The organism is Shewanella sp. SM21, from assembly GCF_025654335.1.
Taxonomy (GTDB): Bacteria; Pseudomonadota; Gammaproteobacteria; order Enterobacterales; family Shewanellaceae; genus Shewanella; species Shewanella oncorhynchi.
The window spans coordinates 181340-205398 of sequence record NZ_JAKKRL010000008.1 but is presented as its reverse complement, the minus strand read 5'-3'; the positions used below and the strand labels follow the sequence as shown (position 1 = coordinate 205398).

The following is a 24059-nucleotide window of genomic DNA, read 5'->3' as shown; positions in this document are numbered from 1 at the left end:
AAAAAATGTCAGTTACGGGTGATGTTTTTGGTTGCCGCAGCGTTTTCATGCCACCCAAACCTGAGTTTTATAAATCATACAACTTATAAGAATTAGGGAAGTCACAATGAAAACTAAAATAGCATTAGCAGTGTCTATGGCACTGTTATCGTCGGCGGCAAATGCACAAACCGTATTATCACCTACGGGTGAAACCTTGCAGTTAGATATTCCAAGTGAATTACAAGTCACTTCATTACGCGGTAACGCTGCCGGAGCTGAGGTTAAGTTTGTACCTGAAGCAGATTTAGGTGAGGGTGAATATACTTATATCGTCCGTTTACGTGATAGTTCGGTTGCTAATTACCAAGGAACTATTCCAGGATTAAAAGCGACTAGTTCACAAAGAGTGCAGGTAAACGGTACTTCAAAAGTTGCTGTGAACGGTAAACTTGATGCTTCTAAAGCTGAAGTCAAAAGTTATGTTAGTTATTTGAAAGTAAAACAGAACCGATTTTTAGCTAACGCGAGTGCGGCTATTGGCACCAATCTGCAACCATTAACGACATATCAGTATGCGTTAAACGGTATGGCGGTTCGCATGACTCAAGCTCAAGCGAAGAAAATGGCTGAGTTACCTGAGGTTGCGTTTGTTGAGCGCGAGCGTATGGAGCAAATGGAAACCGATGTCAGTCAAGCGCTTATCGGTTCTCCTAATATATGGGATGGCAGTGCGACGGGCACGAAAGCCATGGGGGAAGGTGTGATCGTCGGTATTATCGACTCAGGTATTAACTCAGATCATGCTTCATTCGCTGATGTTGGCCAAGATGGCTATGACCACACAAACCCATTAGGTCAAGGCATCTATATTGGTGATTGTAAAACTGATTTCGCGAGCATGTGTAATGACAAGTTGATTGGAGTTCGCAGTTACTCTGAGATAACAAATAACTACGACGATGCAAAAGTGTTTGGTGACACCCCTCCAGCTAAAAATGGTGAGGATTACGGTGGGCATGGTACTCACGTTGCGAGTACCGCAGCAGGTAACATCCTAGTGAATGTGCCTTATGTGCAAGGTGAAACAGGTAAGTTAGAAAGCGATGGCATTGCGACAGGTCTTGAATTTAAACAAATCTCAGGTGTTGCACCACATGCAAACATCATAGCTTATCAAATTTGTAATCCAGGTAATGCGGGCGACACTTATTCAGGATGTCCAAGTGCACCGATTTTAAAAGCCTTAGATGATGCGATTAAAGATGGCGTCGATGTGCTTAACTTTTCTATCAGTGGTGGTGGAAACCCGTGGAATAGTGCGACGGAACAAGGCTTTTTAGCCGCGCGTAATGCGGGGATTTTTGCTGCAGTGGCTGCGGGTAACACACGTGCCGCGACAAACACGAGCCCTGCGATTAATCAAACACCTTACTCTACGCCTAAAAATGCACCTTGGTATACTTCGGTAGCTAACTCGACTCATAACCGTGACATAGTACGCGCCGTGGAATTTAATGGTAAAAACTATCATTACACTGCTGGTTCTGGTCCGGTTCAAACTGAAGTGCTCAAAGGTGTTCCCCTTTATGCTGGCGCAATTGATGCGACCAATTTTGAAGCCTGTAAACCGTTCCCAGCAGATGCCTTTAAAGACAAGATCGCCGTTTTAAGACGCGGTGTTTGCTCATTCGATATCAAAGTGGCCGCAGCAATGGAAGCTGGCGCTAAGGGTGTGATTGTTTTCAATAGAGATGGTGAAAATAATGCGCGTCTGACTATGTCGGGGCTGGATAAATTGAATATTCCAGCGGTATTTATTGGTGATATTGATGGCTTAGAATTGATTGCTGCTATGGCGGCAAATCCTGCTCTTGAAATCACGCTGTCTCCAACCCCTAAAGTTGCCAGTAAAGAAGCGGATGTTTTATCTGCCAGTTCATTGATTGGACCTAACCTGACTAACGATGTACTCGTACCCTATGTCGCTGCACCGGGCAGTGACATCTACGCTGCTTATTCCGACCAACAGTTTGGCCATGATGAAACAGGTACAGATCCTGCTGATTTCACTTTGATGTCAGGTACTTCAATGGCGAGTCCTCACGTTGCAGGTGCTGGTGCGTTACTTAAATCGCTGCATAAGGATTGGACGCCAGACAACATTCGTTCTGCGCTAATGATGACGGCAACGACAGCCCAAGCCATGAAAAAAGCCGATGGTAAAACCGTTGCGGATCCGTTCGACGTAGGAGCCGGTCGTATTCGTGTTGATTTAGCTGCAAAAACGGGCTTAGTGATGGATGAAAGTGCCTTAAACTACGAGATTGCTAACCCTACAACAGGTGGCGATCCACGTAAGCTAAACATTCCAAGCATGGCTGATTCACGTTGTATTGATACTTGTACTTGGACACGTATTGTTACTGCAACGGCTGATGGTAGCTGGACTGCAAAAGGCGTTTCCGCAACGGATAAATTCGCGTTAACTGTGACGCCAGAAAGCTTTAATCTCAAAAAAGGTGAAAGCCAAACGATTACAGTGACTGCGGATGTGACTGACGTCGGTGCAAGTTGGGGCTTTGGTAACTTAGTATTAACGTCCGATACTTTCCCAACGGCTAATATGCCGATCGTAGCTAAGATAGCTAAACGCGATTTACCTGCTTTGGTTAATGTTTCAGCCTCACGTGATGCAGATGAACGTAATTTGGCGCACTTGAAAGCGATTGATCTACCGGGTGTTGCGGCGACAGTGACTGCACTTAAATTAAGCGCTACTTATGAATCAAGTGTGAAACAGGATTCAAATACTGGTAGTGCATTTGATGATTTGGCCGATGGCGTAAAAGTATTTAGCTTTAATGTTGAAGATAAAGCTTTATATTTCAATGCATCAATCGGTAATACAACCTCTCCTGACTTAGACATGTTTGTGATACTCGATAAGAAAGACGGTAGCAAGCTTTCAATTGCTGCATCTTCTGCTTTCGAGGGTTCAAAGGAAAGTGTATCTATTAAGAACCCAGTGAAGGGCGAGTATATTGTCGTTGTACAAAACTATCAGGCATCTGCAGCCGATGCGGATGATGCCTTTAGTTTGAAACAAGTGACGTTATACGATGAAGCGGGTGATAACTTAACAGCAAATCTTACGGGTGATCATAAAGATTTCAATGTCAACTTAGCATGGAAACAAGCGATGCTAGTGGGAGATGCTGGCATAGCTATGCTGACGCTGACCACCACTGATGACAAAGTCGCACCTGTTAAAATTCCGGTCGTATTTGAGCGCGTTAGTGATGACGTATTACCTCCTCTAGGCAGTACTGTTTCTGGTGAATTAACACCTGGTACCGCTAAAGTGATGAAGACACGTATTGAAGCGAACAAAACGCAAGAAACCCGTGTTTACAGCCTAGAGGCGTTATTACCAGAAGGTCACGAAGTGGCTAATATTAGCCATCAAGGTGCGCAAGTGGGCAATAAGATCACTTGGACTATCGAAATGGCCTCTGCTGCTGCGGCATTAGATGTCACCTTTGACTTAGTGCCACGTAAGGCGAGTCAAGGCAACATAGTGGCATTGACCAACAAAGTGAATAACGACTCGGCTGAAATCTTGAAGCAGGAGTATCAATTTGATGTTCCAGAAGTGGCGCCAGTAGCTGTGATTGAAGCTCCTGCCACTGTCCAAGAAGGTAAACCTTTGTTCATCGATGCGAGCAAGTCGTCGGATGCCAACAATGATCCTTTGACCTACAAATGGACTCAGTTAGGGGGCACCAGCTTTAACTTTGACGCTAATGCGGCCAAGCTTAATCTCGTCGCACCAAACGTGAGTGGCTCTGCTCAGACGGTTTCATTCCAACTGACAGTATCTGATAACCACGGCAATAAAGATTCAAGTGTTGTGTCTGTATCTGTGACTGAAACACCAGCCAAGAAAGATGATGGTGGTGCCTTAGGTTGGTTAAGCTTGTTGTTGCTACCTTTTGCTTTTGGTCGTCGTAAACAAGGCTAAACCCTCAGAGTAAAATCGGAAGGTTTAATGGTAAGAGAGAAGGGCTGATATTGATATCAGCCCTTTTTTGTATTTGCTGGTTTGTGTTAGCGATTTGACATTAAAAAATCGACAAAGGCGCGGTCTGCTTGGCTGACGGGGCGCTGCTTTTTCCATGCAATATGGAGGTTTAAAAATACCGGTGGATCGAAGGGTTTGGCTAAAATGTCATCTTTTGAGCTTATCGCCATCTCAAGTACACTGGTGATCCCAAATCCTTGGGAAACAATTTGTTTAATCAGATTAATAAGATTGGTCTCGAAGGCAATATTGGGCTTTTTGCCTAATTCTTTGGCTTGAGAGAGTATCCATTCACGGTGGAAATAACCTGTTTTGAACATCACTAATTCATGGTCGAAAAAGTCATGTAGACTCACAGCGCTATGTTCCGCTAAAGGGTGTTCGGCACCCATAGCGATCACCATTTGCTCACGGATCAACAGCTGACTATCAAATTCGGGCTGTAGGTCTTGGGCGGTAATGATTGCAATATCCACTTCTTCCTGTTGCAACATGCGCAGTGCATCCCGCGTCCCGCCTTCAAACAGTGATAGTTTCAACTCGGGGTACTTATGCCGAAAAGCCATTAAGCGCGAGGGGAGATAGAAAGAACCCAGCATGCCCGGCACGGCAATGCGGACCTCTCCCGAGGTGAGATTGGCCATGGCGCGGATTTGCGCTTCGGCCTGCTTAACTTGTTTTAGGATCAAAGTGGCGTGTTGATGCAGGACTATACCTTCGGCCGTGAGTGTGAGCAGTTTATCATTTTTGTTGCTCGTACGATTGACTAAGGTGACGCCGAGTGCGACTTCTAAGCGCTTGATACTTTGACTTAACGCGGGCTGAGCCATATTCAGTTTCTTGGCTGCGGCGGTAAAGCTGCCGGTATTGGCAAGGGCATCTAAATGTTTGAGTTGGCGAATATCCATTAATCGGGCTCGTACTATTTTATCAGTGGCAAGAAGTGTACTTTTGGCGCGCTATTTCTATAACAAAAATCAATGATTACGATAGATATTATCTATTATTGTTATGTTATGCCCAGTGATAATCTTTGTCTATCCTATGAGTGATTACTTGGTCGAGGCTCCCGTGCAAGCCGTATTAGATACTATGATTGACAATAAACAGCGTGACACCCGATTGATGTGGGCGCTCTGCGTCGCTTCAGTGGTGGTCTATATCAACTTGTATTTAATGCAAGGCATGTTGCCGCTGATTGCGGAACATTTTGCGGTATCAGGCTCTAAAGCGACGTTAATCCTGTCGGTAACCAGTTTTTCCTTAGCCTTTTCATTGCTCTTGTATGCGGTACTGTCAGATCGTATCGGTCGACACACTCCAATCATTGTCAGCTTGTGGTTATTGGCATTGTCTAACTTACTATTAATCTGGGCGCCGGATTTTAATGGATTAGTGCTAGTGCGATTGCTACAAGGTGCATTACTCGCTGCTGTCCCTGCGATTGCCATGGCATACTTTAAGGAGCAATTATTACCAAGCACTATGCTGAAAGCCGCAGGTATTTATATTATGGCGAACAGTATTGGCGGGATTGTTGGACGTCTGCTAGGTGGTTTAATGTCGCAGTTTTTATCTTGGCAAGAATCTATGTGGTTGTTGTTTCTAGTGACGTTAGCGGGGGTGGCTTTAGTGAACTATTTGCTGCCTTCACTTGCCGATGCGCAGTCGATGTCACCCAGTAACACTGAGCCTTCCTTATCAAAACGCGCCCGTTTAGCGCAAGATCTTCATGGCTTTAGTCATCATCTGACCGATGCGCAAATGCGTTTGGTCTACGCGATTGGCGGCTTGACCTTTATGATGATGGTGAATCAATTTAGCTTTATTCAACTGCATTTGATGGCTCCACCCTATGAATGGAGTCGTTTCCAAGCCACCTTGATTTTTCTGTGTTATTCCAGCGGGACTATTGCGTCGTATTTCACTGCGAAATGGCTCGCCAAATTTGGTCAACATAAATTATATCAATGGTCTTGGTGCGTGATGTTGCTCGGCAGTTTACTGACCCTGTTTGATACCACTTTGACCATTAGCTTAGGTTTTTTAATGACCGCCTGTGGGTTCTTCCTTACCCACAGTTGCTGTAATTCCTTTGTTGCAATGCGGGCCAGTCGTGATCGAGCTAAGGCGACGTCACTCTATTTATGTTGTTATTACTTAGGTGCTGCGATTGGCGGCCCTTATTTGATGATGTTTTGGCATGAGGCGCAGTGGCGCGGTGTGGTGATGGGATCGTTAACCTTATTAGCCTTGATCGCCTTAGCAATCACCCGTTTGCATTACCATCAAACTCATGTCAAACGGGCGTTAGTCTAAAGCTTAAATATGTCCTTTAGTCATCGGAATTAATGTATTGTTTGCGGTCTAAATCGTATTTACGCATTTTGTCGTAGAGGGTTTTGCGGGGCAGTTCTAGCTGCTCCATGGTCTGCTTAATACTGCCCTTGTTGTGGCTAAGTGCTTCTTCAATCAGTACCCGTTCAAAAAACTCTACCCTTTGTAGCAGGGACATACTCGAGTGCAGGCTTGGAGTATTGCCTAACGTGCCAGCAAAGGCGGCTTCTCCGCCCAGTAGCACAAAGCGTTCAGCGAGATTACGTAACTCACGCACATTGCCTGGCCAGTCGTGGGAAGTAAGTATCGCGTTTTGCTCCGCATTTAAGGCGATAAGCGCTTTGTGATAGCGTGCCGATGCGACGCGGGCAAAGTGTAAAAAGAGTAACGGAATATCTTCACGGCGATCTCTCAGGGGAGGGATGGGCACAGTCACCAGATTTAAGCGATACAACAAGTCTTGGCGAAATTCCCCGGTGTCACACAGACCTTTTAAATCGACTTTTGTAGCCGCTATCACGCGAATATCTAAGTTGATGCTCTTGTTAGAACCTAAACGTTCAACCTTACGATCTTCAAGCACTCGCAGCAGTTTTACTTGCAGAGACAGTGGCGTACTTTCAATTTCATCTAAAAATAACGTGCCACCATTGGCATATTCAAATTTGCCAATGCGCATCTTATCGACGCCAGTAAAGGCCCCCGCTTCGGCGCCAAAGAGTTCACTTTCAATCAGGTTTTCGGGGATTGCACCACAGTTTATGGCGACAAAGTTGGCTTGGCTGCGGCTGCTGTGGTCGTGTAAATAGCGGGCGACAAGTTCTTTACCTGTACCTGTTTCGCCTTCAATTAACACATCCGCAGGCGTATCTATCACTTGCGTTATGATGTGGCGCATACGGTTGATGCCGACACTGTTGCCCAAAATACGAGGGCCCGGTACGCTTTGGCTTTCGAGATCCTTTTTAAGCTTGCGGTTCTCTAAGGTCAGACTGCGTTTTTCTAAGGCGCGTTTAACCACATCGAGTATATGTTCGTTATTAAAGGGTTTTTCGAGAAAGTCGTAGGCGCCTTGTTTTAAGGCATTGACTGCCATGGCAATATCACCAAAACCAGTGAGTAGGACGACGGGGAGATCGGGATCTTGCAGACGGATTTGTTGCATTAAGCTGATGCCGTCTAATTGTGGCATGTTGACATCCGATATCACCATTCCCGCCCAATCTTTATGCAGCAACTTAGCGATACCTTTGGGTTCTGTGGTGGCGAGCGCCTTAATGCCCTCCAGTTCAAATAGTTGAACGAGAACTGTGCCTATGTGCGGCTCATCGTCGATGATGAGAACAGAATAATCTTGAATTGAATTGGGCACACTCATAAAACTAACGTTCCTCGAGCAAGTAAATAGGTAAAATAATCTGGAAAATAGCGCCACCCTCTTCGGCATTGGCAACGTTAATTTGGCCTTGCATGGATTCGATAATACGTTGTGAAATCGATAAGCCTAGCCCCAGTCCGTGGCGCTCGTTAGTGGTAAAGTAAGGTTCGAAGATTTTCTCCATTTGGCTTTCACGTACACCAGGGCCTGAATCTTGGATGCTGATGCAAAACTTATCTTCACTGGTCACGCGGATAACCAATTGGCGTTTAACCGATTGTTGCATAGCGACAATGGCGTTGCTCATAATGTTGACAAACACTTGTTGTAATCTAACCTTATCGCCCCAAACCTGATAGTTGCCGTTGGGTAATTGCACATCGAGTTCAACACCCTGTTTATCAATTGCAGGTTGAACTATGGTCAGGGCTTGCTTGATACAGCGGCCAATATCGGTTGCGCTATCAGCGCCTTGGCTCTTGCGGGTAAAGCTTTTAAATTGCCCAACAATATCGGCTAATCTATCGGTAAGTTCAATAATAATCTTGATATTATCCAGTGCCTTATCTTGCATATCACGGGCGAGAAAAGTTTGGGTATTTTGGGCATAGCTGCGAAGTGCCGCGAGTGGTTGATTGAGTTCATGGTTAATACTGGCGGATAAACTGCCGATCACTGTCAGTTTTGCCGCTTGGATCAGCTCATCTTGAGTATCTTTGAGCTGATTGTTGGCTTGCTGTAAGTCCTGAGTGCGTTCTTCAACTCGCTGTTCTAACAGGCTTTGCGCTAGTTGCATTCGGTGTAGATTGCGACGGCGCTCGGCGTTAAATAGGATGCTGAGTGCCAGCAAAAGATAAATACTAGCTGACAGTAACATCAGCGCGGGCAAAGAGGTCAGTAAAGGTTTGATTGGCGCTAAGATGTGTACTCGCCAGCCTGCCTTAGCCATTGATTGGTGGATGTCCATGTATTGTTCATGGTCTGTACCCGTTTGCAGTTGGTATAGCATAGCTTGACTACCACTTTCATAGGGCGGCTTCATCAACAACTCTCCTATGAGACGTTCTGCATAGCGTTTTGAGGCATTAAGGGCATATTGCTTGGCTTGGGTAAGCGGGGTTAGTGATTTTAACCGCCATTCATCGATACTGGAAATAAAGACGATATCTTCAGGATCACTGATAAGGAACTGATACTGACCCGCAATCGCGATACTGGTACTTTGTTGCTCTATGTCGGCAATATTAACTTTGACTATGATGGCCCCAAGTATGCCTTTACCACCTTGTTGATAAATAGGGTAAGAGAAATAAAATCCGCGCTTATCTGAGCTGGTACCCACTGCGTAATAACGGCCTAGATTGCCCGAGATAGCATCTGTGTAATAGGGTCTAAAGGAGTAGTCCTTGCCAATAAAGGAAAAACTTTGTTGCCAGTTACTGGCGGCAATGGCGATACCTAAGGCATCGATCAGATAGATATCGGATGCTTCGGTGACATGCTGAATTTCTTCGAGATATAAATTAAGCTCTTGGACTTTATCAGGATTCTGCTGGTCGTTCAGGACATTGGCGAGCATTGGGTTAGTCGAGAGCACGTGGGGAATACTTTCGTAGCGCGATAGTGCACCATCGAGAAAACTGACTAATTCCTTTAGTTGTTTCTCCGATTGCTTTTGGATCTCGATTTTACCTTGATGCAAATGCACCCAGTAGGTCAGTTTGAGGGTTGCAAATAGGCCTGCAAGTAACACAACGGTCAGAAAGAGGCGTTTCTTGGCCTTAGGCGTCATGGGCAACATGGTGGTTATCCTGATAAAGCAACGGGATCAATAACTGATACTGCGCATAATAAGACAAAGCGAGCCTGACTAGGCTCGCTTAAAATCTATCTGTAATCAAGGGGTAATCTCACAACCTTGAATTGCAGACTAATATCCACGCATCGAATCCAACCATTCAGGTAAGAAGAGTGAAATCTGTGGTACGTAAGTAATCAGGGCTAAGAAGGCTAGCATCACGAGTAACCAAGGCAGAACCGACTGAATCACCCAACCAATACTGCGTCCCGTGATCCCAGCGGTGACAAAGAGATTGAGTCCCACCGGCGGCGTTAGCATACCGATCTCCATGTTTACGACCATTATGATACCTAAGTGGATAGGATCTATGCCTAATTGCGTTGCAATAGGGAACAGAATTGGCGCCATAATGAGTACAATCGCCGATGGCTCCATAAAGTTACCGGCAGCAAGCAACAGTAAGTTAACGATGATCAGGAATCCCCAGGCGGGTAAACCCATGCTAACAATATACTCAGCAATAATGTGAGGGATACGTTCTGTGGTTAATACATGCGCAAATAGCATAGCGTTAGCTATGATAAACAGCAGCATGATACTGACCTTGGCACCATCGCGCACAACATGACGTATGTCTTTGTCGATAGGCGTTTTAATCAGTCCTAAGAACATATGACCTAAGTTACGCGCAGTTGCTTTGGCTAAGTTTTCACCTTGATTACGCCATGCCACGTCTTTTAATGGCCCGATATCACGGTAGCCAAATACCGCAATAAGGTAAGCATATACACAAGCCACAGCTGATGCTTCGGTTGGGCTAGCGACGCCACCATAGATAGAGCCTAATACGATAAAGATGAGTGCTAATCCACCCATTGCCTTGGCACTTGAAATCCCCAGTTGTTTAACGCCAGGAAAAGGACGTGAGGGCAAGTTTTTAAAGCGGGCAACGATATAAATGACGATCATCAATATAAATCCCATCATTAAACCTGGGATTAAGCCTGCCATAAACATTTTTGCAGCCGACACTTCAGTTGCTGCGGCATACACTAACATGACGATTGAAGGTGGGATCAAAATCCCGAGAGTGCCAGAGGTCGTGATCACGCCTGCCGCAAATTTTTCGGGATAACCTGCTTTTACCATGCCGACTATGACGATAGAACCAATTGCCGCAACAGTCGCAGGAGATGATCCAGAAACTGCAGCAAACAGCATACACGCCATAACGGATGCCATTGCTAATCCACCACGGACATGTCCAATACTGTCCATGGCAAAATCGATAATCCGTCTAGCAACACCACCCGTTGATAGGAAGGCGGATGACAGAATAAAGAAGGGGATTGCGAGTAAAGTGTAATGCTCTGATGAAGACTCATACAGCTTGAGTGCAACTGAAGCTAAGGAGTCATTCGAGAACAATAAAATCGTCAGCATGCTGGAAAAACCTAATGCGATAGCGATAGGCATACCGAGAAACATACATACGAATAGGGCGGTAAATAGGGTTGCAATAGCCATTATTTAGCCTCCTTTTGGTCAGAGACTGGATCTACTTTAGCGTTTTTAGCGCTCTCATCGATTAAATGCATACTTTCTTTCGCTTCATCGGCAAATTGGAAGCCTGAGACTTGGTCACGTAGAATGGCGATAAAGAGTTCGACGAAACGCCAAGTCAACATAAAAAAGCCAATGATTAAAATACTTTGAGATAACCAAATCGGTATTGCGCCATCTTCAATATCGATTTTTAAAGTGTTCCAAGCAAAATCTGGATCAAGGCTTTTTAATATAAATTGTGGGAAATGTATGTCTTCCATAGGCAAACCGATTTGATACATCTGGCTTAAGTAATCCCAACTGCCTTTTAAAAAGAGTCCGCAATAGACGATACAAACAAAGGCGGTAATAAGAGATACTATCTTTTTAGCCTTTGGCGCTAAATTTTTAACAAACGCATCGACACCAATATGGGCACCGACTTTAACCCCATAGGACATACCAAATAACACAAACCAACCGCAAAAGGTTAATGTAAGTTCTTGGATCCAAAGAAAACCCGTGTTGAAGAAGAAGCGAGCGACGACTTCTGAAAACACTAACAGCGTCATCAGAGTGATCAATAAATTGAGCACACCTTCTTCAACATAACCAAATATTCGCGATATCACAGCCATAATCCCCTCGCTGAAATGGTCGCCTAAGCTCGGTTGAGCTTAGGCGACTATCATCATTATTATTTATTTGCAGCTACAGCAGCATCAATCACATCTTTACCGATTTGATCTTCAAACTTAGCCCAAACAGGTTTCATTACCTCAACCCATTTTTGACGTTCAGCAGGAGACAGAGTCACTAACTGTGAACGTTTAGAATCAAGGATTAACTGTTTGTCTTCATTGTCTTTTTCAGCAGCAATCTTGTTACCTAATGCGATAGATTCGTCTAAAGCTTCTTTGATGATCTTACGTTTGTCAGCAGGTAGACCTTTCCAGAAAGTGTCAGAGGTCACGACCATATAGTCGAGAACACCGTGATTACTTTCAGTGATTTGGCTTTGCACTTCATAGAACTTTTGTGAATAAGTATTTGACCAAGTGTTTTCTTGACCATCGATAGCGCGGGTTTGAAGTAGGGTAAATACTTCAGAGAAAGGTTTTTTCACAGGGATTGCACCAACAGCATCAAACTGGGCTGCTAGAACATCAGATGCCATAACGCGGAATTTTAAGCCTTTTGCATCAGCAGGATTTTTAAGTGGTGTATTAGAGGAGAACTGTTTCATACCATTGTGTAAATAACCCAGACCGACAATCCCTTTACGGCTCATGGAGTTCAGTAATGTTTGACCAGCTTCACCTTGTTGGAAACGGTTCACGGCATCCATATCATTGAATAGGAAAGGTAAATCGAATATTTGTAGACGTTTAGTGTAACGCTCAAACTTTGAGAGTGAAGGCGCGACAAATTGTACGTCGTTTAACAGCAGTGCCGCTAGTTCGTTGTTATCCCCAAATAACTGTGAGCTAGGAAATACACTGACTTTGTATTCACCTGGTAAACGTTGTTCAACGAGTTCTTTAAATTTAAGTGCCATTTGGCCTTTAGGTGTGTTTTCTGCCACTACGTGTGAAAACTTAATTTCAATCGGTTCTGCAAATACGTTAAAACTGGTCGCAAATACGGAGGCAACAGCGAGCATTTTGACTAAGGTTTTGAGTGGACGGGTCAATCCAGTTTGTTGATTCAATATCATCTTGAGTTCCTTTTTCTGTTGTTAGGATTTGTCCTCAGTCTTGGTTAGTTTGTTACCAAGTTTGAGTAGGAATACAGCCTTGATTTCCCTGAGGTCTGTCTTACTAAAGGCAAATACCACGCCAACTTACACTGGCTTCTGTAAGTGTTTGGTTACTAAAGTGTAGTTCATTTGATGTTTGTCACACTTTTAGTTTGGTGGGTGAGATCTCGCTCACAGTGATTTTGTGTTTGGGTGGAAACCCACCCATAGTGAAGATCGGCCTCAAATTGACGGCTCTTGTCGTTGCAGATAAATTAAACAAACTTAGTTATTTTTAGATCAAAAAAAGCCGTAAAAGTATGCGATATAACGATAAATATTGTGGTGAGCTGCTTTAGAAGAAGTGTAGGTGAGATGTGAAGTCTATGGAGGTTAAGTCGATAGCTATCGTAGTCAATCAAGACACAATTCATTTGATGCTGTTAGTCATCCTCTAAAAGAATACGTTTAAGGATAGCATCGCTAGGTAACAAGGCTAAATGGCCTTGTTCATCAAAGTACCAACCAGTAATAAAGCCTTTTTGGCGCATGCTGACGAGATTATGCATGACTTCCCGCGCTTCTTTTAGAGCCGTTTGCTCATAGCAGGCGTGGGTATGCTTTAAATAAGTGGCGATATTGGCAAGAGAAGCGGATTGACTGACGCTGGCCATAATGTTGATCTCCAAAAATGCTAAAGCAGAATGAAATCAGGCTGAGTGTCGATAGTGCTTAGTATTTAACGAAATATAAAATGCCGAATAGCATAACTTATCACTCGCTGATTGAGATCAAGCATAGTTGAGTAAGCGCGTGGATAAAGTTTATTGGGGGAGATATATGGTGGTCGCTACTGGGCTCGAACCAGTGACCCCCTCCTTGTAAGGGAGGTGCTCTCCCAGCTGAGCTAAGCGACCTGGGATATAACGTGTGTATTGCAGAATATGGTGGTCGCTACTGGGCTCGAACCAGTGACCCCCTCCTTGTAAGGGAGGTGCTCTCCCAGCTGAGCTAAGCGACCTGGGATATAACATGTGTATTGCAGAATATGGTGGTCGCTACTGGGCTCGAACCAGTGACCCCCTCCTTGTAAGGGAGGTGCTCTCCCAGCTGAGCTAAGCGACCTGGGCATTCTCAAACTACACATTTTTTAAGTCATTCTTCAATAAAGAATGGTGGTCGCTACTGGGCTCGAACCAGTGACCCCCTCCTTGTAAGGGAGGTGCTCTCCCAGCTGAGCTAAGCGACCTGGGAATGACTTTTACACACTAATACACTAAGTTATATGGTGGTCGCTACTGGGCTCGAACCAGTGACCCCCTCCTTGTAAGGGAGGTGCTCTCCCAGCTGAGCTAAGCGACCTGGGATATAAAATTTTGTATGCCATAGTTTCTTTGTAGAAAATATGGTGGTCGATACTGGGCTCGAACCAGTGACCCCCTCCTTGTAAGGGAGGTGCTCTCCCAGCTGAGCTAATCGACCTCGCTGTGTGGAGCCGTATTATAGGGAGGTTCGATCTAGTGTCAACGCTTTTTAGTGAAAAAAGCATTGGTCGCGCTATTTTTGTCCACATTGGCTTAATGCTAATCATGCCGCCGATCAAAGTGTTATTTAATTCGCCAGTCAATGGTATGCAATTTGGGCGCTCGCGATTAAATACGAGTTGAACTCATCCCATTCACCGGACTTTTTTGTGGTAAAAGTGCTGAGGAAGTGAGTGATTTATAAAAATTAGCGTACTAAATAGTATGAGTGCATTGATAGTGTATAGATGCGCGTGTTCGATGGCGCAGATATTTATAGTTAAAGGTATATAGGTGTAGAGATTTAGGGGCTGGAATATAGAGTCTGAAAAATATTCTCAAGTGTTAGCATTCATCAATGGTGGTGATCGCAATAGTGCCACCTCTATATATCGCTTTATATTGGCTTCCCTATAAAAGGAGAGGGATTTGCGACACGATTTAACCAGATAAGTGATACTGTGAAGCTTGTCCCATTTGCAGCGCCTGCTTTGACTGTTAGAATAAGCCCACTTTTTTTATCGTGATTGTCTTTATCTAGACGACTTTATATAGGTTAGTGTCCCATTATGACAACTAAGACGCGTTTTGCCCCTAGTCCTACCGGTTTCTTGCATGTTGGTGGTGCCCGTACGGCACTTTATTCTTGGTTACAAGCCCGTGCAAATAACGGTGAGTTTGTATTACGTATTGAAGACACTGATATTGAGCGTTCGACTCAAGCTGCTTGTGATGCGATTTTAGAAGGCATGAACTGGCTAGGTTTGACATGGGACGAGGGCCCATATTACCAAACTAAGCGTTTTGACCGTTATAACGAAATCATTGCTCAAATGTTAGAAAAGGGCACAGCGTATAAATGTTACTGTTCACGTGAGCGAATCGATGCCCTAAGAGAATCACAGGCCGCTAACGGTGAAGCACAAAAGTATGATGGTTGCTGTCGCGACTTACCCGCTCGCGAGACTGATGAACCATTTGTAGTGCGTTTTAAAAATCCAATCGGTGGTTCAGTGGTATTTGATGATCATGTTCGTGGTCGGATTGAATTTTCTAACGATGCATTAGATGACTTGATCATCGCCCGTACCGACGGCGTGCCAACCTATAACTTCTGTGTGGTGGTTGACGATTGGGATATGGGGATCACTTGTGTGGTGCGTGGTGAAGATCATATCAACAATACCCCGCGTCAAATCAACATTCTTAAAGCATTAGGGGCGCCGATCCCAGAATATGCACACGTATCTATGATTCTAGGTGATGACGGCGCTAAGTTGTCTAAGCGCCATGGCGCTGTTAGCGTAATGCAGTACCGTGACGATGGCTATTTACCAGAAGCACTGCTGAACTATTTAGTACGTTTAGGTTGGTCACATGGCGATCAAGAGATTTTCTCATTAGAAGAAATGAAGCAATTCTTTAAGTTGAGTGACATCAACAAAGCCGCTTCTGCTTTTAATACCGATAAACTGGTGTGGTTGAACCAACACTATATAAAGAGCCTAGATCCAGAATATGTGGCAACACACTTACAATGGCACATGGACGATCAAAAAATTGATCTGTCAAATGGCCCAGCATTAGCTGAAGTGGTCACTGCATTAGCTGAGCGCGCTAAGACTCTAAAAGAGTTAGCCGCATCTAGCCGCTATTTCTATGAAGATTTTGCTGAGTTTGATGAAGCACAGGCGAAAAAGCATTTACGCGGTGTTGCGTTAGAGCCATTGCAACTGGTGCAACAGAAATTATCAGCATTAACTGAGTGGACAGCTGAAGCTATTCATCAGGCAATTGAAGATACTGCGACTGAATTAGATGTGGGTATGGGTAAGGTCGGTATGCCTTTACGTGTTGCAGTAACAGGGGCAGGGCAGTCTCCAGGCTTAGATATCACACTATTTTTAATTGGAAGAAGCCGTTCTGAGCAAAGAATATCCAAAGCGATTGAATTTGTAGCAGATAGAATAAATTCCTAAAAAAACGAGTTGACACTTTTAGGTGCGCTGCATAGAATGCGCCACGCAGTTGAGACACAGTCGAGCAAATGCTTGCAGTGCACTTAAATGTAGTTCGATAGGTTTGGGGTTATAGCTCAGCTGGGAGAGCGCTTGCATGGCATGCAAGAGGTCCACGGTTCGATCCCGTGTAGCTCCACCAAACTTACCGTAGATGTTAAACGGGAACCTTTTCTAGCGAAAAGTTCAAATTAATATGTCCGGGGTCCCCTTCGTCTAGAGGCCTAGGACACCGCCCTTTCACGGCGGTAACAGGGGTTCGAATCCCCTAGGGGATACCAAATATTGGTTCCTAGCAAATAACTAACGTGTTGTTTGGTAAGGACAAAATCTAAATTTCTGCTGATACATATACTGCTAAAGTTAGCTGTGTTGACAAAAATTTGGGGCTATAGCTCAGCTGGGAGAGCGCTTGCATGGCATGCAAGAGGTCCACGGTTCGATCCCGTGTAGCTCCACCAATTTACTGCCTTATTAAGCAGAAACGAAAGTTTAAATTAATATACCCAAGGCACACTTCGCTACTTAGAAGAGTGCCTATGAGACCGTAGATGTTAAACGGGAACGTTAAGTTCAAATTAATATGTCCGGGTCCCCTTCGTCTAGAGGCCTAGGACACCGCCCTTTCACGGCGGTAACAGGGGTTCGAATCCCCTAGGGGATACCACATTTTGGTTCCTAGCAAATAACTAACGWGTTGTTTGGTAAGAACRAGRCATTTGCTTCCTAGCCTACTGAAGYGAATGTGTTAMAAARCTCGGTTACGAGTTAAAWCATAAGTCCGGGTCCCCTTCGTCTAGAGGCCTAGGACACCGCCCTTTCACGGCGGTAACAGGGGTTCGAATCCCCTAGGGGATACCAATTTTAATCAAGGTTTATCGAAACTTTGGTTAAAGACAATAAACCACCTTAAGGTGGTTTTTTTGTGTCTGAATTTTGAATATTAAATCGAGATCTCCCCGATTCATTTACGAGTCATACGCCCCGAGTTATTTGCCGAATTTACCCAATAATTCAAACCATCCACATTAAGATAAATAATGCTTCGAGAGGCTTACTTCCTGTGGTGAAGTCATTCTGTTTAATCGTGTGACAAAGATTATTGAAGCGTTTTCCTGCTTAACTTTGCGCTAATCCATGGCTCAAACTCACCTTTCGGATTGTTCAGTGTGTTGGCACTTTGAATGCTGCCACTTTCAATACTGATAAGTTGAATCGTTAATCGCGATTTATCTCATGCTTCCAATCGCTAAACGAGCGCAATTTGAAGTGAACCGTTCTTACGGTAGCTATTGTAATAGCTGAATAGCGTATCGTTGCGGTGAATATGCGGGCGAGTGTAAGAGTGAAGCTATGTGGGAAGAGGGCAGAATTAGGTGGAAACTTATTTGAGATAAAAAAGGCGACACTCACTGCTGAGTGTCGCCTTTTGTCATCTCACCTTTGGCTTAGTCTACACCTAAGAATCCACCGGTTTGGTGCGCCCATAATTGAGCATAAATACCGCCTGCGGCGATGAGTTCATGGTGCGTGCCTTGCTCAACGACTCGGCCTTGATCTAATACAATTAACCTGTCCATCGCGGCAATAGTCGAAAGTCGATGGGCAATCGCGATCACTGTCTTGCCTTGCATTAATTCATACAAACTTTCTTGAATAGCAGCTTCGACTTCGGAATCTAGTGCAGATGTGGCTTCATCAAGCAGTAAAATGGGCGCATTTTTCAATAAAACCCGCGCGATGGCGATACGCTGTCTTTGGCCACCAGAGAGTTTTACGCCGCGTTCACCCACTTGGGCATCTAAGCCATGATTACCGTTAGGATCACTGAGTTCCTGAATAAAGTCATAGGCTTGAGCTTGTTTAATCGCGCGATCAAGTTGCTCTTCACTGGCACTGGGATTGCCGTAAAGAATATTCTCGCGAATGGTGCGGTGCAAGAGGGAGGTATCTTGAGTTACCATGCCAATTTGCGAACGCAGTGAATCTTGCATAACCATCTTGATGTCTTGATCATCGATATTAATCTGACCTTTTTCAACATCGTAGAATCGCATTAGTAGATTCACTAGGGTCGATTTACCTGCGCCAGAACGCCCCACTAAGCCAACTTTTTCACCTGCTTTAATATTCAAATTCAGATCTTCAATCACGCCAGTCTGCTCACCGTAATGGAAACACACTTGGTTGAAATCAATCTTGCCATGATTGACGACCAGCGCCTTGGCGTTTGGCTCATCTTGGATGATCGTTGTTTTCGATAAGGTGTTCATTCCATCGGTAACCGTGCCGATATTTTCGAATAACGAACTGATTTCCCACATTATCCACTGTGACATGCCGTTTAAGCGCAGTGCTAAACTGACCGCAATGGCGATGGCGCCGACCGTGATTGCGCTATCGGTCCATAGAGCTATCGATACTGCTGCAATACTAAAGGCCAACAGATAGTTGATGATTTGCACACTGACGCTGATGCCCGTCACTAAGCGCATTTGGCGATAAACCGTGTCTAAAAATATCCGCATACTGGATTTGGCGTATTCGGCTTCTTTTTGTGTGTGGGCGAATAGCTTCACTGTGGTGATGTTGGTATAGCTGTCGACGATACGGCCTGTCATGGTTGAGCGCGCATCGGCTTGCTCGGTAGAGACACTTTTTAGTCTAGGCACAAAGTACCATTGCAGACCAACATACAGTGCAAGCCAGACGAGCATAGGTATGACTAAGCGCAGATCAGCGCTGGCAATCATCACCAGCATAGAGGTGAAATATACTAAAATGTATACCAACACATCGAGCAATTTCATCACAGTTTCGCGTACGGCTAAGGATGTTTGCATCACTTTCGTGGCGATTCTGCCAGCAAAATCATCTTGATAAAACGATACACTTTGTTTTAGCAAATAACGGTGTGCAAGCCAGCGGATCGACATAGGATAATTGCCGAGCAAGGTTTGATGCATAATAAGCGCATGCAGTAATACCAATATTGGCATCACAATTATCACCATACCTCCCATCAGCATTAAGGTCGTGCCTTCGTCTTGGAATAAGGTTTCGGGATTTTTTTTCACCAGCCAATCCACTAATTGGCCCATGAATCCGAACAGTGACACTTCAAGCATGGCCAGCATGGCGGTCAGCACTGACATTAAGATCAGCGGCAGTTCGTAGCCCTTAGTGTAGTGGCGACAAAAAGCATAAACCCCTGTGGGTGGTTTAGTGGGTTCATCATCGGGTAGGGCTTCAACCCAGGATTCAAATCGTTTAAACATGAATTAACTCTATGGTGAGATAAAAAATAGTCGGCTCTAGCATATAGGATTTCATGCCCTAAAAGCATTGAAATGATTGAGTTCCGTTTTCCGCTAGTGCTATATGCTAGTTTTACGTAAAGTAATGAACAAGAAATTAATTGTGAGCGAATATTGTCGGGCGTGGTGAAAAATGAGTGCAGATAGAGTGTCTAAGAGTGCGATTAAGCGTGATGAAATAGATTCGGTGCATTCACTGGAGTCCAGTGCGGGGCTACTTTCTGCGTCCATTTGCCGTGAGGCGAGGATGAGCCGCGATCCGCGGTTTGATGGTAAGTTTTTTGTGGGCGTATTAACGACGGGCATTTATTGCCGAACTGTGTGTCCCGCCGTCGCGCCAAAAGAGCAAAATGTGCGTTATTTTGATTCGGCCGTGAAAGCTGCACAGGCAGGATTACGCCCGTGTTTGCGTTGTCGGCCCGACAGTGCGCCGGGATCGAATCCTTGGAAGGGGACTGGCACAACGTTAGCGAGGGCCATTAGCTTAATCGAAGCGGGCGCCTTAGCGGGAAAATCATCGGGAGAGCCAGCTTCGACAATAACACAATTGGCTGACCGATTAGGGATCAGCAGTCGTTATCTCAATAAGCTCTTTACCGAAGGCTTTGGCACTTCGCCAAAACAATACGCCTTATATCGGCAATTACTGTTTGCTAAACAATTATTGCACCAAACCCAATTACCTATCACTCAAGTCGCGATGGCGGCGGGTTTCAACAGTATTCGCCGTTTCAATGAGGCGTTTAAGCAAACCTTGCAATTGACGCCGACGCAGTTAAGAAAAAGTACATTAACCAAAGCGGCAAAGGAGTCCATGATTGAGCCACTAACAGGATTAAGTGAGATTGATACTATGGGTGAATTTGTGCCGCACTATGGATTAACCTTGTATCAGTATTATCGTCCGCCATTGGATTGGGCATCACAGCTGGCGTTTTATCGATTACGTGCGGTAACAGGGATGGAATGGTTCACACCGCAGATGAGTCATCCACAAGCGAGCGATGTCGTTGGCGATGAGGCGTCCGTGGTAGATGAGGCCAAAGCTGGCGATAATGGGCTCGAATATGGTCGCTGTTTTGCCCTAGGTAAGATGCGCGGCACAGTGCACATTATCCATGAGCCTAAGCTAAATCGCTTCAAACTCGCGATAATGTTGACCGAAGACTCTCCTGTCGATGAGCTGCAATTGCTGGTCACTGAAGTGCGACGCATTTTAGATCTCGATGCGGATATGCTGCTGATTGAACAAGGCTTAAGTGCGCTACCAAGTTTAGGATTAACACCGTTTTCGGGATTACGGATTCCCGGTGCAGGCTCCTTATTTGAGGCGGCCTGTCGCGCGATTCTAGGCCAGCAAGTGACGGTAGTGCAGGCGACTAAGCTACTTAATCAATTGGTTGAAGCCTATGGCGAGCGCTTTAGTCTCAATGGTTGCGAGTATCGTTTATTTCCTACACCCGAGGCCATTCGTGAGGCGAGTCTAACAGAGCTAAAAATGCCCGGCGCTCGTAAATTAGCCCTCAATGCGCTCGCGGCGTTTATCTGCGATCATCCTGAGGCGAGTGTCGATGATTGGCTCAGCGTTAAGGGCATAGGTCCTTGGACAATCGCGTATGCTAAGCTCCGCGGTTTGGGCGATCCCAATGTGTTTTTGCATACCGATTTGATTGTTAAAAAGCATTTGCTGGCCTTGTATGGCAAGACCCATAGGCTGGATGAAGCCGCTGTGGGTGCGGTTAACTACCTGCAGCTGTGCCAGCAACTGAGTCAAGAGATCGCGCCTTGGGGCAGTTATTTAACCTTTCAACTTTGGCATCAATAACGACGTAAAACGATCTAAATTGATAGAGATAAATGTAAGACATAAATAGAGAGATAAATTATGAAACATGCGATTCGTCAATTGAGCCAAGCGCCGAGTATTGCTGCGTATCAGCCCTGTGCCGTAGATACTTTTATGAGTCCTGCCGGAATATTGCAGTTAAATGCCAATGCCTATGGGCTGAGTCATTTAACTGTTGTCGGCTCGGATCGCACTGAGATTGCGCTTGTTAAGGTGAGTGAGGATGTCCTCAATCAAGCTAAGGCGCATATTAGTGAAACTCAAGTGCAGCTCGCGCGTTATTTTGCAGGTGAACTGATTGAATTTAATTTAAAGCTCGCACCTAAAGGCACTGAATTTCAGCGCGACGTATGGCAAGCCTTGCTCAATTTAGATTACGGTCAGAGCTGCAGTTATGGGCAGATTGCCGAGCAAATCGGTCGGCCTAAGGCGGTGCGCGCCGTGGGCGCTGCCAATGGTGCCAATCCCATTGCGATTATCGTGCCTTGCCATAGAGTGATAGGCAAAAATGGCAAGTTAACGGGTTACGCCTATGGGCTTGCGATGAAACAGCAGTTATTAACGCTGGAAACTGCCAAGCATTGCCTCGATATTTAAGCTAGAATAGCCGCCTATTAAGATATTGGTGAGCAGTTAAACTTTCTATGACTCAGGCTTCTTCCTCTGCGGCAAGCTTTGCCCAACTCGGCATTATTGCACCTTTGCTAAATCGATTAACCGAATTAGCGTATGTTTCGCCCACACCAGTACAGGCGGCGACGATCCCCGCTGTGCTTGCGGGGCGCGATGTGTTAGCCGGTGCTAATACGGGCTCGGGTAAAACGGCAGCCTTTGCCGTGCCGCTGTTGCAACAACTTGTTGAAGCAAAAACAGAAGATAAGACAGGCGTTTATATTCGTTGTTTGGTCTTAGTCCCTACCCGTGAATTAGCACAACAAGTCGCTGACAGCTTTCTGTCCTATGCCTCACATCTCAATGGCAAGCTAAAAATTGTCGCTGCGTTTGGCGGTGTGTCAGTCAATGCGCAAATGCAGAGCTTACGTTCTGGCGCCGACGTACTCGTAGCAACGCCGGGTCGTTTGTTAGATCTGTTGTCCAGTAATGCCATCAAACTTAACCGCGTTAGTGCCTTAGTGCTCGATGAAGCCGACCGCATGTTAAGCCTTGGCTTTACCGAAGAATTAGCCCAAGTGCTCGACGCTTTGCCCGCCAAGAAACAAACCTTATTATTCTCAGCGACATTCCCTGAAGAAGTCCGTGAGTTAACGGCAAAACTGCTTAATAATCCGCTTGAATATCAATTGCAAAGTGAGCAAGAAAGCACGATTCATCAACGGGTGATTACGGTTAATCGTCCGATGAAAACCGCATTATTGGCGCATCTGATTAAAGAACATCAGTGGTCACAGGCGTTGATTTTCGTGAGTGCCAAAAATACCTGTAATCACTTAGCGCAAAAGCTGTCTAAACGTGGGATCACTGCTGAAGTGTTCCATGGCGATAAAGCCCAAGGTGCGCGTACGCGGGTGCTCGATGGCTTTAAAAATGGTGAGATCAGTGTGTTAATTGCGACCGATATTGCCGCCCGTGGTATCGATATCGATAAACTGCCTGTGGTGATCAACTTTGATTTACCAAGGAGCCCTGCAGATTATATGCATCGTATTGGCCGTAGTGGCCGCGCCGGTGAAGCTGGCTTAGCCGTGACCTTGATTTCCCATGAGGATTATCACCACTTTGGCGTGATAGAGAAAAAGAACAAACTTAAGTTAGTGCGTGAGCAAATTGTCGGTTTTGAAGCCGATGATGAAATGCCAGCCGAACTGTTAGAACAAGCTAAACCTGTCGCCAAGCCTGAAGGTATGGGTAAAAAAAAACGTAAACAGTTACCGCCTGCCAATGCTGAATTTTGGGGTAAAAAATCTTAAGTCGTTGGAAACAAGCTATTCTTAGCTTATCTCTGGCGTTCCTTGTCATCTCACTTGTCGTAGGTAAGGTTTATGCAACACTTATTCTGGTTAGTTGAAGGTAAAGTCGCAGGGCGCAGTGGCCCTAATAAAGATCCTTGGGATTTAAAAGCGCTCAAAGAGGCCGGTATTGGTGCCATTCTGTCGGTCAATGGGGGCGAGGGCTGCGAGCCGAGTGCGTTTAAGCAGCTTGATTTACGTTATGAATGTATTCCCTTTTCGCGCAATGTGCCGCCCCAAGATGGGGATGTGGCGATTTGTGTCGCTCAGTTGCCCAAGGCACTCGCCTTTATTCAGCAATGTGAAGCCGATGAGCTGCCTGTCGTGATCCATTGTCGCTCTGGCAAGGATCGCACCAGTCTTATCATGGCCTATTACTTGATGGTCAATGGTGCAGCGCCATTACATGCGGTGAGCCAAGTTCGTAATATTCGCGATATCGCTTTTACTGCCGAAGGTTGGGATCAATTCGCCTTTGATGTCTTGTATGCATTGCAAGACTAAGCATTTCTCGGCGATTGGCGTC

15 protein-coding genes and 11 tRNA genes are annotated in these 24059 nt (G+C 45.3%); 12 read left to right on the top strand and 14 right to left on the bottom strand.

What is annotated here, in order from left to right; translation table 11 throughout:
* Positions 1–106: 106 nt before the first annotated feature.
* The gene (locus tag L5L94_RS12850) at positions 107–4003 is read left to right on the top strand and encodes a S8 family serine peptidase (RefSeq protein WP_263163463.1); all 3897 of its coding nucleotides are present in this window, start codon (positions 107–109) and stop codon (positions 4001–4003) included.
* 86 nt (positions 4004–4089) lie between these two features.
* Here L5L94_RS12850 and L5L94_RS12845 read toward each other — a convergent pair whose 3' ends face one another.
* Positions 4090–4971, bottom strand: a complete 882-nt coding sequence (locus L5L94_RS12845; protein WP_028761094.1) for a LysR family transcriptional regulator — start codon at positions 4969–4971, stop codon at positions 4090–4092.
* A gap of 163 nt (positions 4972–5134) precedes the next feature.
* Here L5L94_RS12845 and L5L94_RS12840 point away from each other — a divergent pair, with 163 nt between their 5' ends.
* Positions 5135–6382 (top strand): MFS transporter, encoded by a 1248-nt coding sequence (locus L5L94_RS12840; protein ID WP_263163552.1) that lies wholly within the window; start codon positions 5135–5137, stop codon positions 6380–6382.
* Positions 6383–6398: 16 nt separating this feature from the next.
* Here the strand turns inward: L5L94_RS12840 and L5L94_RS12835 are convergent, their stop codons facing one another.
* From L5L94_RS12835 to L5L94_RS12780, 12 genes are all read right to left on the bottom strand, one after another.
* The gene (locus L5L94_RS12835; RefSeq protein WP_028761092.1) at positions 6399–7778 is read right to left on the bottom strand and encodes a sigma-54-dependent transcriptional regulator; all 1380 of its coding nucleotides are present in this window, start codon (positions 7776–7778) and stop codon (positions 6399–6401) included.
* Positions 7779–7782: 4 nt separating this feature from the next.
* Positions 7783–9579 carry an ATP-binding protein gene (locus L5L94_RS12830; RefSeq protein WP_263163461.1) on the bottom strand — a complete coding sequence of 599 codons (1797 nt, stop codon included), beginning with the start codon at positions 9577–9579 and terminating at the stop codon, positions 7783–7785.
* Between the two features lie 129 nt (positions 9580–9708).
* Complete coding sequence (locus L5L94_RS12825; protein WP_028761090.1) at positions 9709–11106, bottom strand: TRAP transporter large permease; 1398 nt, start codon at positions 11104–11106, stop codon at positions 9709–9711.
* The gene (locus L5L94_RS12820; protein ID WP_181800891.1) at positions 11106–11762 is read right to left on the bottom strand and encodes a TRAP transporter small permease; all 657 of its coding nucleotides are present in this window, start codon (positions 11760–11762) and stop codon (positions 11106–11108) included. The genes L5L94_RS12825 and L5L94_RS12820 overlap by 1 nt, the downstream gene beginning before the upstream one ends.
* Positions 11763–11821: 59 nt before the next feature.
* The gene (locus L5L94_RS12815; protein ID WP_113941003.1) at positions 11822–12841 is read right to left on the bottom strand and encodes a TRAP transporter substrate-binding protein; all 1020 of its coding nucleotides are present in this window, start codon (positions 12839–12841) and stop codon (positions 11822–11824) included.
* Between the two features lie 464 nt (positions 12842–13305).
* Positions 13306–13536, bottom strand: a complete 231-nt coding sequence (locus tag L5L94_RS12810) for a hypothetical protein (protein WP_263163459.1) — start codon at positions 13534–13536, stop codon at positions 13306–13308.
* A 167-nt stretch (positions 13537–13703) separates the two neighbouring features.
* A tRNA-Val gene (locus tag L5L94_RS12805) sits at positions 13704–13779 on the bottom strand.
* A 28-nt stretch (positions 13780–13807) separates the two neighbouring features.
* A tRNA-Val gene (locus L5L94_RS12800) sits at positions 13808–13883 on the bottom strand.
* Between the two features lie 28 nt (positions 13884–13911).
* Positions 13912–13987, bottom strand: a tRNA-Val gene (locus L5L94_RS12795).
* 48 nt (positions 13988–14035) lie between these two features.
* A tRNA-Val gene (locus tag L5L94_RS12790) sits at positions 14036–14111 on the bottom strand.
* 37 nt (positions 14112–14148) lie between these two features.
* Positions 14149–14224: transfer RNA gene (locus L5L94_RS12785), tRNA-Val, on the bottom strand.
* A 44-nt stretch (positions 14225–14268) separates the two neighbouring features.
* Positions 14269–14344 (bottom strand) — tRNA-Val (locus L5L94_RS12780).
* 610 nt (positions 14345–14954) lie between these two features.
* Here L5L94_RS12780 and gltX point away from each other — a divergent pair.
* The 6 genes from gltX to L5L94_RS12750 all read left to right on the top strand — a co-directional run bounded on the left by gltX (position 14955) and on the right by L5L94_RS12750 (position 17264).
* Positions 14955–16364 (top strand): glutamate--tRNA ligase, encoded by a 1410-nt coding sequence (gene gltX / locus L5L94_RS12775; protein WP_105252064.1) that lies wholly within the window; start codon positions 14955–14957, stop codon positions 16362–16364.
* 105 nt (positions 16365–16469) lie between these two features.
* A tRNA-Ala gene (locus tag L5L94_RS12770) sits at positions 16470–16545 on the top strand.
* A 63-nt stretch (positions 16546–16608) separates the two neighbouring features.
* Positions 16609–16684 (top strand) — tRNA-Glu (locus L5L94_RS12765).
* Between the two features lie 104 nt (positions 16685–16788).
* A tRNA-Ala gene (locus L5L94_RS12760) sits at positions 16789–16864 on the top strand.
* Between the two features lie 130 nt (positions 16865–16994).
* Positions 16995–17070: transfer RNA gene (locus tag L5L94_RS12755), tRNA-Glu, on the top strand.
* 118 nt (positions 17071–17188) lie between these two features.
* A tRNA-Glu gene (locus L5L94_RS12750) sits at positions 17189–17264 on the top strand.
* Between the two features lie 587 nt (positions 17265–17851).
* Here L5L94_RS12750 and L5L94_RS12745 read toward each other — a convergent pair.
* A complete protein-coding gene (locus L5L94_RS12745; RefSeq protein WP_113941006.1) occupies positions 17852–19681 on the bottom strand; it encodes an ABC transporter ATP-binding protein in 1830 nt (609 codons plus the stop codon).
* Positions 19682–19853: 172 nt separating this feature from the next.
* On the opposite strand from L5L94_RS12745, the gene L5L94_RS12740 reads away from it, so the two are divergent.
* From L5L94_RS12740 to L5L94_RS12725, 4 genes are all read left to right on the top strand, one after another.
* Positions 19854–21545 (top strand): DNA-3-methyladenine glycosylase 2 family protein, encoded by a 1692-nt coding sequence (locus L5L94_RS12740; RefSeq protein WP_263163457.1) that lies wholly within the window; start codon positions 19854–19856, stop codon positions 21543–21545.
* A 60-nt stretch (positions 21546–21605) separates the two neighbouring features.
* Entirely contained in the window at positions 21606–22163 is a 558-nt protein-coding gene (locus L5L94_RS12735; RefSeq protein ID WP_263163456.1) for a methylated-DNA--[protein]-cysteine S-methyltransferase, read from the top strand.
* 47 nt (positions 22164–22210) lie between these two features.
* Positions 22211–23494: a DEAD/DEAH box helicase gene (locus tag L5L94_RS12730; protein WP_263163454.1), complete on the top strand. Its 1284-nt coding sequence runs from the start codon at positions 22211–22213 to the stop codon at positions 23492–23494.
* Between the two features lie 72 nt (positions 23495–23566).
* The gene (locus L5L94_RS12725; protein ID WP_263163453.1) at positions 23567–24037 is read left to right on the top strand and encodes a dual specificity protein phosphatase family protein; all 471 of its coding nucleotides are present in this window, start codon (positions 23567–23569) and stop codon (positions 24035–24037) included.
* Positions 24038–24059 lie beyond the last annotated feature (22 nt).